Origin of the sequence: Sulfitobacter sp. PR48, assembly GCF_028807335.1 — a bacterium.
Lineage (GTDB): Bacteria > Pseudomonadota > Alphaproteobacteria > Rhodobacterales > Rhodobacteraceae > Sulfitobacter.
Genome location: NZ_JARAMM010000025.1, coordinates 35906 through 47672, shown reverse-complemented (window position 1 = coordinate 47672; position 11767 = coordinate 35906). Strand labels below are relative to the sequence as shown.

The 11767-nt window shown below is 58.1% G+C and carries 9 protein-coding genes and 3 pseudogenes; 4 read left to right on the top strand and 8 right to left on the bottom strand.

Annotation, left to right across the window (positions count from 1 at the left end; translation table 11 throughout):
• Nucleotides 1–502 precede the first annotated feature (502 nt).
• Together PVW51_RS22205 and PVW51_RS22200 are read right to left on the bottom strand one after the other, a co-directional pair.
• A pseudogene (locus PVW51_RS22205) lies at nt 503–604 on the bottom strand (transposase); the annotation flags it as partial.
• 163 nt (nt 605–767) lie between these two features.
• Nucleotides 768–1139, bottom strand: coding sequence for a muconolactone Delta-isomerase (locus tag PVW51_RS22200; protein WP_274577641.1), 372 nt, complete (start codon nt 1137–1139; stop codon nt 768–770).
• A gap of 128 nt (nt 1140–1267) precedes the next feature.
• On the opposite strand from PVW51_RS22200, the pseudogene tnpC reads away from it, so the two are divergent.
• The 3 genes and pseudogenes from tnpC to PVW51_RS22185 all read left to right on the top strand — a co-directional run.
• Nucleotides 1268–2212, top strand: a pseudogene (tnpC, locus tag PVW51_RS22195) (IS66 family transposase); the annotation flags it as partial.
• A 577-nt stretch (nt 2213–2789) separates the two neighbouring features.
• Nucleotides 2790–4280 (top strand): aldehyde dehydrogenase, encoded by a 1491-nt coding sequence (locus PVW51_RS22190; protein ID WP_274577638.1) that lies wholly within the window; start codon nt 2790–2792, stop codon nt 4278–4280.
• Between the two features lie 86 nt (nt 4281–4366).
• Nucleotides 4367–4705: pseudogene (locus PVW51_RS22185) on the top strand (IS110 family transposase); the annotation flags it as partial.
• A 281-nt stretch (nt 4706–4986) separates the two neighbouring features.
• Here the strand turns inward: PVW51_RS22185 and PVW51_RS22175 are convergent.
• The 5 genes from PVW51_RS22175 to PVW51_RS22155 form a co-directional block, all read right to left on the bottom strand.
• Entirely contained in the window at nt 4987–5946 is a 960-nt protein-coding gene (locus PVW51_RS22175) for a LysR substrate-binding domain-containing protein (protein ID WP_274577635.1), read from the bottom strand.
• Complete coding sequence (locus tag PVW51_RS22170) at nt 5946–6365, bottom strand: PaaI family thioesterase (protein WP_274577632.1); 420 nt, start codon at nt 6363–6365, stop codon at nt 5946–5948. The genes PVW51_RS22175 and PVW51_RS22170 overlap by 1 nt, the downstream gene beginning before the upstream one ends.
• A gap of 79 nt (nt 6366–6444) precedes the next feature.
• The gene (locus PVW51_RS22165) at nt 6445–7734 is read right to left on the bottom strand and encodes a TRAP transporter large permease (RefSeq protein ID WP_274577630.1); all 1290 of its coding nucleotides are present in this window, start codon (nt 7732–7734) and stop codon (nt 6445–6447) included.
• Nucleotides 7731–8234 (bottom strand): TRAP transporter small permease, encoded by a 504-nt coding sequence (locus PVW51_RS22160; RefSeq protein ID WP_274577627.1) that lies wholly within the window; start codon nt 8232–8234, stop codon nt 7731–7733. Before PVW51_RS22160 ends, PVW51_RS22165 begins: the two co-directional genes overlap by 4 nt.
• 89 nt (nt 8235–8323) lie before the next feature.
• Entirely contained in the window at nt 8324–9367 is a 1044-nt protein-coding gene (locus tag PVW51_RS22155; protein WP_274577623.1) for a TRAP transporter substrate-binding protein, read from the bottom strand.
• 218 nt (nt 9368–9585) lie between these two features.
• On the opposite strand from PVW51_RS22155, the gene PVW51_RS22150 reads away from it, so the two are divergent.
• Nucleotides 9586–10326 (top strand): GntR family transcriptional regulator, encoded by a 741-nt coding sequence (locus tag PVW51_RS22150; RefSeq protein ID WP_274577621.1) that lies wholly within the window; start codon nt 9586–9588, stop codon nt 10324–10326.
• Nucleotides 10327–10354: 28 nt separating this feature from the next.
• Here PVW51_RS22150 and PVW51_RS22145 read toward each other — a convergent pair whose 3' ends face one another.
• Complete coding sequence (locus tag PVW51_RS22145) at nt 10355–11737, bottom strand: MmgE/PrpD family protein (protein WP_274577618.1); 1383 nt, start codon at nt 11735–11737, stop codon at nt 10355–10357.
• Nucleotides 11738–11767 lie beyond the last annotated feature (30 nt).

The window sequence follows — 11767 nt, the reverse complement described above, 5'->3', positions numbered from 1 at the left end:
TACAATATGAAAATTAAGGGTACATCGTGCCGCTGAAAACAAACGATAATTTTAAAGGCAATTCTGATTAATGAGGGTACAGTGACACCTGGCTTCAGACATTGATAGGCCGACGCCCGGTCAAGGTTGCTGCAGTGGCCGTTGCACACAAGACGGCTCGCGCACTTTTTTGGGCCATGATCCGGCGTGAGGAGACGTACCGGAAGCCCGCCGTGTTAGAAGCCGCCGCCTGACAGAGATCGGCGCCGCTCAGGACGCGGCGCTGGCTTGCAAGGGAAGCAAGCGATGATGGCAGACCCGAGCAACCGGGGTTTGGCAAAGGCCCATGAAATGACATGAGCCGACGTGAGCTCGTCCATTTGTCTGGCCGCCGAACCGCGGAAACCATCAAGGCCAGTGACGATGACGATGACGCCGCACAGGCAGGCCGGATACACGACTGCAAGCACGGGTATCGCCATGGTCGAATAAATCCCTTGCAAAGAAGAGGTGGTCCATACACGTCGTTCTGCTCGCACAGCACGGCGCCGATCAGGCGCATGATGGACGGCTCGTCGAGAAAGATGCCAACCACGTCTGCGCGGCGCTTCAGCGGCGCATCGAGAAATCACTTGCAGGGGAAGGCAGTTCATACATACCCCAAAAATCGGACAGTGACATAAGCTACGATGTGACGTCTGCTGGTCGCCAGAACGAGGACAAGATGAATCACCAACGAGACTTGTGCATCAGAGCCCCTGTGGAGGGTACACGATTGTACGAATATTTTAAGAAATGGATGCCGGATGTTTGCAAAGTGGTGTGACTTTGACAGACATATACGGAAACAACGGCAAGGATGTCAGGATCGCGTGTAGTTCATCAGTGCTGTCGACATCGAACAGGCTGACGTTAGCGTAGCGCCCTACCACGCGATATATGCCAATCCACTGGCCGCTGGTCTGATAACTCTTTGCCAGTGCGGCCTCTGCCGTCTGAAGCTGCTTCAGTTCATCATTTCCGATGGTGTTTGGAATGGAAATGTCGATTTCGACCATAAAGAACATCAAATCTTCCCTTCTGTTGAGGCACTTTTGTAGATTCGGCGTCACGCGCGTGCCAAGCGACAATTCATCAGCCATGCTCACAGTTTTTTTCATGCAACCTAGGATCCGTGGACAATCATCGTGAGGCGATGAGAGTTGTTGCGAGGTTACAACAGGAGGCATAGCTGCAGTCTGTCTTCAAAAAGCGCCAGATCCTGTCCAGGGAATGGGGAGCACCTCACCTCGCGCGCTCCGGCATCCAGATCGACCGCAGCACCCTCGCGGATTGGGCCGGGACAGCCGCGTTCCACCTCGGCCCTGTCGTTGATCGGCTTTCCGAGCACCTGAAGAGATCGGCCAAACTCTTCATGGACGAAGCGACGGCGCCTGTTCTCGACCCCGGCCGGGGCCGGACCAAGACCGGCTACCTCTGGGCCCTGGCTCGAGATGATCGAGGATGGGGTGGCGATGACCCGCCCGGGGTCGTCTTCACCTACCAACCCGGCCGTGCCGGTGCCCATGCCGAACAGATCCTGCAGGGCTTCGATGGTATCCTGCAGCTCGACGGCTACACCGGTTATGACCGGCTGACGCGCCCCTCCCGCAAGGGCGGCGCGCCGATTACGGTTGCCCATTGTTGGGCCCATGCGCGTCGGAAGCTGAAGGAAGTCTTCGACCGCGACGGCTCGGAGATCGCCGCCGAGGGCTTGCGCCGGATCGCCGAACTCTACCGCATCGAGGCCGAGAGCCGTGGCATGGGCCCCGGTCAGCGTCTCTCCGCCCGCCAAGCCCGCAGCGCACCTATCGTCGCCGAGTTCGGCGACTGGCTGCAGGCACAGCGCCTGCGTGTCTCGGCCAAGTCACGGCTGGGTGAGAAGCTGACCTATATCCATCGCCAGTGGGGCGGTCTGCAAACCTTCCTTCACGATGGCCGCGTCGAGATCGACTCCAATTCCATCGAGAACTTGATCCGTCCGATTGCCCTGACGCGAAAGAATGCGCTCTTCGCCGGACATGATGAAGGCGGCCGAACCTGGGCCCGCATCGCCTCACTGATCGCGACGGCAAAGATCAACGCCGTCGAGCCCTTCGCCTATCTGAAAGCTACCCTCGAGGCGATCTCGGCCGGTCACCCGGCCAGCAGGACCGACCAGCTGCTTCCCTGGAACTTCACCACATCAAGCTGAACAAGTGTGAGGCGCAGACACCGCTTACCGAAATTGGGCTATCTCAGCCCTATGGCATTTGAGGAAAGCGCTGTGCAAACCTAACTCTGTGTCCACGGAACCGGCAGCAGGCCAAGTAGCTCATGGAGCCTATTCGTTGAGTTTTCGTAACTGTTGCATTGATAATTTGTGACGTGCACATTCAACCCCTTTGGCAGTAAAGTCTTCCACTAAATCGGCCTTCAAAATGCTTCTAGGCCTGTTTGGGAGGTGGCAATGAAATAGTTCGGTGCTTGGGCTAGTGGCCTTTCAGGGCCCAGTGTAAGCGAACGAAATCGTTAGCTTGGCTTTGAACAATCCTAAGTTTGTGGTCTCGCGTTATCAGTATGTGTTAAAGGTTTGGCCCTCTTCGGCCCCCAAATTGCGACGACCTCTTCGGTGAGGCCGAATTTCTTCTATACTCTTTCGTTCCTTTGGGCGCCGTGTGGCAAAGACTGGTCTGACTGCGACGGATGAAACATCTTCCAATACCCGACGATACGAACCGGCTGTTCGCGTGTTCAATCGCAGCGACTGCCAATGATTAAGGAAAAAGAGCATGCCCGCAGACACTACCACCTACAAAATCTTTATTGAAAACGAATGGCACGATAGCGCTTCGGGTGAACATTTCGAAACCAGAAACCCCTTCACGGGCGAGGTTTGGGCTCGCATCCCGAAGTGCGGCCCTGAAGATGTGAATGTGGCGGTGGAGGCAGCCCACAAAGCGCTGCGCACTGGAGCATGGCCCAACTTGACAGCTACACAGCGCGGCCATCTTTTGCGCCGCTTGGGTGATCTCATCAATCGTGACGCCGACAAACTCGCCGCAATCGAGGTTCGCGACAACGGGAAGCTTTTTGCTGAGATGTCTGCCCAGCTTCGCTACCTACCACAGTGGCTTTATTTCTACGCAGGTTTGGCTGACAAGATCAATGGTTCTGTCCCACCGATCGACAAGCCGAAAATGTTCACCTATACGCGTCGCGAACCGGTGGGAGTAGTGGCTGCGATCACTCCCTGGAATTCTCCCTTGATGCTTACGGCATGGAAGCTTGCCCCGGCGCTGGCGGCGGGCTGCACTCTAGTCGTTAAGCCGTCCGAATACACTTCGGCGTCTATGCTGGAATTCGCGGCCCTAGTCGAGGAGGCGGGCTTCCCGCCTGGTGTAGTCAATGTCGTGACTGGCTTTGGCGCCGATGTAGGTGATCCTTTGATTCGCCACCCCAAAATCAACAAAGTGGCCTTCACTGGTGGCGAGTCAACCGGGAGCCGAATCGTAGAGGCCTCGGCACAAACCTTTAAGCGGTTGACACTGGAGTTGGGTGGCAAATCTGCCCAGATCGTTTTTGCCGACGCGGATTTGTCATCCGCAGTTTCGGGGGCAGTCTCGGGGATCTTCGCTGCAACTGGCCAGACCTGTATCGCGGGATCGCGTCTTCTTGTCCATGAGAGCATACTGAAAGAGTTCACTGAAAGCTTCATCGAATTGGCCAGAAGCGCGCGCATGGGTGATCCGATGCTGCCCACGACGCAGGTTGGTCCCGTCACCACACGCCCTCAATATGAAAGAATTTTGTCCTACATCGACATTGCCAAAAATGAGGGTGCGCAGTGTCTACTTGGCGGGGTAGCTGCTCAACGACCCGAATGCGGCAATGGTTGGTTCATTGAACCTACGGTTTTTGGAAATGTTGACAACTCCATGCGTATCGCTCAGGAAGAAGTTTTTGGCCCGGTTGTCTCTATCATACCATTCCGCGACGACGAAGACGCGTATCGTATTGCAAACGATACTGATTATGGGCTAGCCGCCGGCATCTGGACCAACAGCTTCGAGCGCGCGTTTGAAGCACCAAAGCGGCTTCAGGCAGGCACGGTCTGGGTCAACACTTATCGTGCAGTCAGCTTCCTGGCGCCGTTCGGCGGGATCAAGAATTCGGGGATAGGTCGCGAAAGTGGGACTGAAGGTATCAACCAGTATCTTGAAACAAAAACCGTCTGGCTTTCGTGGGGAGAGACGCCTGCTAACCCCTTTGTAATGCGGTAGCGTGTTGATTTGACCTAATGGGATGAACTGCCTTCCCACCAACCCGCTGCTACCGTGGCGGGCATAGGTGGAGAGAGGAGCATCTGATGGACATCAAGGTTCTGGGCATTGATTTGGGCAAGACTGTTTGCAGTCTTGCCGGGCTGGATGAAGCGGGAGCGCTCGTGTTTCGCCAACGCCTCTAGCGGCATCGGCTGCTGGACATTCTTGACACGCTCCTGCGCTGCATCGTTGCGGTGGAAGCCTGCGGCGGGGCGCATCGCATCGGGCGCTTCTGCCTTCAGAAGGGGCATGAACCTCGGTTGATGTCGCCTCTGTATGTCCGGCCTTATATGAAGGTTCACAAAAACGACGACCGTGATGCGGAGGCCATTGCCGAAGCCGCGACCCATCCAACGATGTCATTCGTCGCAATCAAATCCGAGCCAGGGTCACAGACTACAACACCGCAAGGCCCCCTTCGGCCCTCGGCTATCAGACCCCGGCAGGCTTCGCCCTGCACCTAACCACCGCAATCACCCGACCCGCTGCACGCGACAAAAGTTCCCCGCGCCGGGCGATGGCTCAAACCGCGCCAACAGGTGTAAATAACCACCGGGCTCTTGTCGCAGCTGAATGAAAGTCAAGTGGCAGTTAACGCTTTGCGAAAACGTTTCCAAAATTTGGATACCCAAAATTCGGCTCACCAGTTGCAAGCGCTGAACAGCTAGGGTAGTGCGTGCACACGGTCTACCGCTGCAATGGAGGCCTTCGGGCTGCGTGCCGAGTGGCATTCTGCCTCTAGCCAGCACTGGAACCGGCGCAAAGCGACGTTCCGAAGTCGATTGCGTGGATATACAAGATAGTATGTAAAATCCTCGCGGTCCACGGTCGGTCCGAAAGGTTGCACCATAAGCCCGGCGGCGAGTTCGCGCTCAAAGAGACTTTTCTGTGCCAACATGATGCCCTGGTGATCCAGTACAGCCTGCGCCACTAGCATCGAGCTTGCGTATTTTGGCCCAGCGTACCAGTCGATCTGCCCGGCCATGCCCGCAGTCTCTATCCAGCTTCGCCAGTCCTCGGGCCGTGCCATCGAATGCAGTCGCCGTGTTCGAATTAGATCCCGTGCAGAGCACAACGCCACCTGGTCAGCATATTTCGGCGTGCAAAGCGGAGCAAGATTGTTCTCGACCAACCGGATGGTTTCGAGCCCCGGAAATCTGCCATCCCCAAGCCTGATCGCGGCATCCACGCTTTCGCGCTCGAAATCCACTGCCTCGACAGAGGTTGACATGCGAATCTCGATCTCCGGATAAGCCTCCGCGAAAGATGACAGACGGGGAATCAGCCATTGCCCGGCAAAAGTGGTATAGACCCGTAGATGAACGATTTCTTGCAGTTTACCTCCAACCAACATCTTCGTTGCATGGGCAATCTCGTTTAGGTGTAGAGTGATAGATTCGAAATATTGGTCTCCTTCAGCTGTGAGAGAAATCTCACTCGGTAGGCGGTGGAAAAGGATATGCCCGAGAAAGGTTTCGAGCGCCTTTACTTGCCGACTTATAGCCCCTGGCGTCACAAATAATTCTTCAGCTGCCTTCCGCATGGATTTGTGTCGGGCGGCAGCCTCAAAGGCACGAAGTGGGTTAAGTGGCGGAAGGTTCTCCATTGCCAACCTTTTTTCCATCAGTCCGCACCATGCGAGATGATCTGGCTCCGAAAGATCCTAAAAGCGCCCTGTGCTGTGGCGATGAGTTGGCCATCTTCGCAGGTTACCTCGCCTGTCGCGAAATACAGTCTCTTACCCGTTCGTGTAAGATTTCCTCGTGCAATTAGACGGCCTGTGCTGACCTTGTTCACGAAGCTAACGTTGAGGGTCACGCTTGCCGAGTTTTCAATTGCAACGCTGTGGGATGGATCCAACCCGCTATACCCGCAGGCAACGTCCAGCAAGGTCGCGATGACCCCTCCCTGAAGGTTGCCCTGGCGGTTCAAATGGTAATCCGTAATCGCAAGATGGAACTCCGCCTCGCCTCGCTCCCAGCGGATGAGCTGGACGCCGAGGAACTGGAGCAGCGGATTTTCAAAGGGGATGTGACTTGCCATGATGTGCCTTGTTCATGAAAGCGCTGGCCGCATGTGGCGCGGCCAGCCTTTTTGTTACCTCTTTTTCGTGGGCCCGTATTCAGCGGCCCGGCAGGAACAACACGATGTCGGGGACCAGCCAGACCAGCGCCAGAACCATCAGCACCACGATTAGAGATGGAATCGCCGCGCGGACAATGACCTCGATCCTTTCGTCCGGCAGGATCGATTTGAGCGCGAATAGATTCATACCAAGCGGGGGGGTAATCACCGCCATCTCCATATTGATGACCATCATGATCCCGAACCAGACGGGGTCGAGCCCGTAAGCGAGAGCGATTGGCACGAAGACTGGCACGGTTATCAGGATGATCGAAATCACCTCGAGGAAGCAGCCCAGCACGAGCCATATGACGTTCATGATCAACAGAACGGCCCAGACTGGAACCCCGGAGTCCATGATCCAATTCGAAAGGTACTGCGGCAGCCCGATCAGGGTCAGCGCCGAACCCAGCACCAGTGCCCCGACGACTATGGCTAGCAAACCCGCCGAGTGGCGCGTCGCGCTGATCAGAACATCAGGCAGTTCTTCTAAACTGAGGCTGCGACGCAGAACCACCGTCAGAAAAAGAGCCAAGACGACACCGATCCCAGCAGCTTCGGTTGGGGTGTATATCCCGGCATAGATACCGCCAAGTACAATCGCCGGAAGAGCTAGGTCGGGGAGCGCGCCGAAAGTGATGCTAAGGGCATCCCGCGCCGACCACCGGTCGACTTTCGCCGAGCCTTCTTTCGGCGCAACCAAGATGACCCAAATCGAGAGCAGCCCGGCGATGATCAGCCCAGGAACAATCCCCGCGAGGAACAGCTCAGAGGGCGACGCCTCGGCAAGAGATGCATAAAGGATGAGGGGAATCGAGGGAGGAATGAGAATCCCCAGCGATCCTCCAACGACAGTCAGGCCGTATTGCAGCCGTTTCGGGTAGCCGACCTTCTCCATTTCCGGCAAAGCCACACGACCGATTGTCAGCACTGAGGCCATGGATGAACCGACGATCGCCGCGAAAAAAGTGAAGGCCGTCACGGCCGATACCCCGGTGCCACCGCGCAGGCGCCCCACCCAGGCATTCGCAACGTTAAATAGCTGCTGTCCGACACGGCCTTGATAGAGAATCTCGCCCATCAGGATGTACATCGGAATGGCCAGGATAACCGGGTCAGCTAGGGCACGCTGCAATGTCAGCGGCACCTGAATGAGAAAAGGTATTCCGGCAGCAACCACGATAGTCGTCGCGCCGGCGAGCCCCAGGGAGAAGGCGATAGGGACCCCTGCTATTAGGCACACCAGAAGAACCCCGATTAGCACAAGAATGATCGAACCCGAAATCATCTAGTTGCCTCGCTGCCATGTTCGGAGCAAATGATGCCATAGCAGCGCTGCGCCACTGCAAGCACCAGCAGGGCACCCCCGGCCGGAACAATTACGTAGACCATCCACAGCGGCACCTGTAGGAGCGTGGGCGAGAGCATTCCGCGTTCGAAAGCGCGGATCGTATATGCTGCGCCAAACCAGGTTAACACCCCAGCGTAGGGCAGTATGGTAAGGGCCGCGATGCACTCCGTCACCCGGCGAGTCAGGCCGATACGGCTTTCGATCCAGAACGTCACCCGCAGGTGATTCCCGTCAAGCAACAGCGCTCCCGGAGTCATAAAAACAAGGAACTGAAGCAGGTAGATCGATATTTCCGTCGCCCAGATCGTTGGCGTGTGAAACACGTATCTCACCAGAACGTCGTAAAAGGTGATCGCCGGAAGTGCTGCCAGGGCCGCCGCCGCCGCATAGAGCACGGCGACTTGTATCGCAGATACAGTCGATAGGATCGGTCTCATGTTAAGCCTTTGGTATCGGGAAAGTTTGGGCGGGCCGATCTGGCCCGCCCCCGCGCGCAACTTCGCCAGGATCGAAGGCGGGGCTTGGATCAGCCAACCGGATGGGCTGCGTTCGCCTCGGCGACCGCCGAGAGAATCGCTTCGCCCTCCGCACCGTTCTTGGCAAGGTAATCATTGAGCACCGGCTTGGACGCGGCGGCCCAAGCCTGACGTTCTTCAGGAGAGGGATCCGTGATCTCCATGCCCTTCGCGCGCAGTTCCTCGGCGACTTGTTCATTGTCGGCGCGGCATTGCTCCCGCGAGGCTTCCTTGGCGACCATCGCCGCAGCCGAGACGGCCGCACGCACGTCTTTCGGCAGCGTGTCCCACCACATGGCCGATGCCGAGCAGACCCAGGGCAGGCGGATCATCGCGGCGTTCGTGCCGTATTTCGTCACCTCATACAGCTTGCGACCGAGCACCGACGACGGCCCTGTCATGCAGCCATCGATCGTCCCGCGCTGCAGGGCTTGATAGATTTCCTGCGAACTCATAGTGACAGGTGATGCGCCTAGCGTCGACAGCAGCTGCGTCGCATCGAGCCCGAAAGCTCGCAGCTTGAGCCCCTTGAGATCCTCAGGCAAACGCACCGGCGCGTCGGTGTAAATTTCGACCGTGCCATACGACAACCAACTAAGCATGGCATGGTCGTATTTCGCGAGCTGACGGGCGAAGGTGCCGGTGATCACCTCGCTGTCCTCGGCAGCCCATTCGGCTTCCCAAGTCTCGTAAAGGAACGGCATCGCCCAGATCCGCAGAATCTCGGCATCGGCACCGGCGATGAAGCCGATATTCACCTGGCCGATATGCGCCGCGCCGGTCGAAATCGCGTCGGGCAGCTGGGCGTCGTTATAAAGCTGGCCGTCCGGAAAGGTCTGCGGTTCCAGCTTGATCGAGGTCTCGGCCGTGCGCTTGGCGATCTGCTCGGCAAGCACCTCAAAATAGGTGCCGCTGGCATGATGCGCGGGTAGATTGTAGGCGATCTTTATGTGCTGCTCGGTCTGGGCGCGGGCCAGAGACGGCATGGCCAGAACGCCAGCCGCGCCTGCGCTCAGCGCGACAAACTCGCGGCGGGTTGTGCGATGTGACTTCATGAGGGTCCTCCCTGTTGCCCGCAGTTCTTTGCTACCTCCATCGCGGCCGCAGGCGCGATCCGCGTCAAAGAGCTCGTGCTGCCGTCATGATCGACCATGTCGCGTCGATTTTGTCCGAACATTTTACAAGCTGTCCGGACAATTATAGGTCACGGCGGCGGGTGTCAATTTCTTTTTATCCTCTTGCATGCGCATGTTCGGACAATTAGATTCCCTTTATGGAACAGACCCAACGCTCACGCATCCCCCGCTATCAGCAGCTCCGCGAGACCCTGTTGAATGAGCTGGCCGAAGGGCGTTATCCCGTGGGTAGCAAGTTTCCGACGGAATATGAGCTTTGCGAGCGCTATCGGGTTGGTCGGCATACCGTGCGCGAGGCACTGCGGGGCCTGCAAGAAGCGGGCATGCTGTCGCGACATGCCGGATCGGGAAGCGTCGTCACCGCGCTCACTCCCCCGGACGACTACGTCTATCGCATTGATTCTATAGACAACCTGACCAATTACGCGCATCGCGCACAGCTTCACGTTAAACAGGAAAACGTCATTGTCATCCACGAGCAGCTCGCCCAGGATCTGGGCGTCGCTGTCGGCAGCCGATGGCTGAGGGTGGCGGGCTTGCGCCAATCCACGCATGACGAGTTCCCGATCGCCTGGACGGATGTCTTCATCGCAGAACCGTATATCGGCATCAGAAGCGAGATCGGGCAGGTTGTCCATGCGATCTACCAAAAATTGTCCGAACAATATGGGCTAAACATCGCCGAGGTCGAACGCAATATCTCGGCCAATGCCATGCCCACGGCTTATGCTATGGCGCTGAATTGTGCCCCGGGGTCTCCGGCGTTGGTCGAGCGCCGGAGCTACTGGTCCGATGCTGGAGAGCTTTTCGAGATCAGCGTTTCGTTCTATGTTGGCAGCCGCTTTTCCCAATCGATCCGCCTGAAACGCTCCACCTGATCCGCGCCCCGGAGGCGTGCCGACCGCTCTAACCCCCGACCGGCCGGAATAGCGTGGCAGCGCCCGAGAGTTCGGGCAGCGCTTCAAGTCGCTTCAGCCAGGCGAGCCGCGTATCGACGGCCGCGTTTGACGCTATCTCGTAACGACAGAGAGATTCCGCCTTTGCGAGCAGTTCATCCCAACCAAGCGGATTGCCGGGGTCGCCCTTCGGATCGTCGATCGCGCCGCGCAGCACTCGGCCGTCGCGCGTATGAACCGTCACCCGCCCCAGCCAACGCGACGGGTAGGCAACATCGACCTCAGGGTCGAACTGCATCTCGACCCGGTCACGGAATGCCGCGACCGCAGGATCGCTCAACGCGTGGCTGTCGAACTCCAGAACTCCGGCCTTTCCATGCACCGCAATCAGCCCCAGCACGGTTCCCATGGAGAACTTCGCCTGATGTACGCTCTCAGGCACCCGCACCGCCCCCAACACGTCGATGGCACCTTGGTGCACCAGGGCGATAACCTTCTCGATATCGTCGGCCAGCAATGCCTCGCGCGACAGCACCTCGGCGAGAGCATCCGCCGCGGGATGGGTATGACGGCACGAGGCATGCCATTTGTACGACATCTCAAGCGTGGCCCAGCGGCTCCCGAGCCCGGCAGATAGGCGCGCGGGATCGGCATCCTGCGACAGCGCCGCGGCCATGCCATGCGGTCCGTCGAAGATGCGCGCCGCTCCTGTCACGCCCTGTTGGGCTAGGAAAGCCGCGAACATCCCGTTCGCAGTCGCTCCGGCGGTGTGCACCTGCTTGGAATCCGCCGCATCGGCGAGAAACTCCCACAGGCCTGCCGCCTGTGTCCCTGCGGTGCCGAATGCGTGCAGCACCTGCCGCGCGTCCAGCTTCAGGAGTTTCGCGACAGCAGCGGCACAGGCCAACGTTCCCGCCGTACCTGTCGTGTGGAAGTGAACGTAATGCGAGCGGCCCAGGAACTCGCCGACACGGATGCCGACCTCATAACCGCAGACTGCGGCCTCGATGATCGCAGGGCCGTTCAGGTTGCGGGCCTCGGCCAACGCGAAAACCGCGGGGAACACCACTGCTGCGGGGTGAAACACGGCACCATTGTGAACGTCGTCTTGTTCAACCACGTGGCTCGACGCTGCGTTGATCATCGCTGCCGCATAGGCGCTGGCGCGGTTGCCCGACGACAGGACAGTGCTTTCGGATTTGCCAGACACGAGCGTGCCGCAGACGGCTTCAAGCGCCTGGACGGGCCTTGCGGCATGCCCAGCAACAGCCGAGCCATACCAGTCGACCGCAAGATCCCGAATCATCCTGACCACAGATTCGGGCAAATTGTCATATTCTAGATCTGCTACAAAACCTGAGAGCAGCGCGCCGTGCGAAGCCGTTATCTCCATTAAATATCTCCAGAATGCCGTATGACCGCT

Coding starts and splice junctions, on each gene's coding strand:
- PVW51_RS22200 (WP_274577641.1), bottom strand. CDS start 1,139: ATGAAAAAAACTGTGAGCATGGCTGATGAATTGTCGCTTGGCACGCGC.
- PVW51_RS22190 (WP_274577638.1), top strand. CDS start 2,790: ATGCCCGCAGACACTACCACCTACAAAATCTTTATTGAAAACGAATGG.
- PVW51_RS22175 (WP_274577635.1), bottom strand. CDS start 5,946: ATGGAAAAAAGGTTGGCAATGGAGAACCTTCCGCCACTTAACCCACTT.
- PVW51_RS22170 (WP_274577632.1), bottom strand. CDS start 6,365: ATGGCAAGTCACATCCCCTTTGAAAATCCGCTGCTCCAGTTCCTCGGC.
- PVW51_RS22165 (WP_274577630.1), bottom strand. CDS start 7,734: ATGATTTCGGGTTCGATCATTCTTGTGCTAATCGGGGTTCTTCTGGTG.
- PVW51_RS22160 (WP_274577627.1), bottom strand. CDS start 8,234: ATGAGACCGATCCTATCGACTGTATCTGCGATACAAGTCGCCGTGCTC.
- PVW51_RS22155 (WP_274577623.1), bottom strand. CDS start 9,367: ATGAAGTCACATCGCACAACCCGCCGCGAGTTTGTCGCGCTGAGCGCA.
- PVW51_RS22150 (WP_274577621.1), top strand. CDS start 9,586: ATGGAACAGACCCAACGCTCACGCATCCCCCGCTATCAGCAGCTCCGC.
- PVW51_RS22145 (WP_274577618.1), bottom strand. CDS start 11,737: ATGGAGATAACGGCTTCGCACGGCGCGCTGCTCTCAGGTTTTGTAGCA.